The 240-nt window shown below is 30.0% G+C and carries 1 pseudogene; it reads right to left on the bottom strand.

From position 1 onward, the window contains the following. Positions 1-229, bottom strand: a pseudogene (locus tag IDG65_RS14675) (DNA replication protein DnaC); the annotation flags it as partial. Positions 230-240 lie beyond the last annotated feature (11 nt).

Consider the following 240-nt stretch of genomic DNA (forward strand, 5'->3'; position numbering starts at 1 on the left):
TTGATTGATTGAAAATATAATCAAGTTTCTTTTGTTTATTCCTTTTGTATTCTTCATAAGCCAATCTTTGAATTTCACATTCGCAACCGTCTTTGTATTCATATCCATTTTCAAACTTATATAAGTCGTATTCACTTCCACATCTCTCACATTTCAATCCTTTTTCGACATGAGTAGGTTGATATTTTTTTAAGCTTTCGTTTATCTTTTCGCTGAATAGTGGTTTCATAATATCCCTCT

Origin of the sequence: Staphylococcus sp. EG-SA-17 (assembly GCF_017151845.1) — a bacterium.
GTDB lineage: Bacteria > Bacillota > Bacilli > Staphylococcales > Staphylococcaceae > Staphylococcus > Staphylococcus aureus.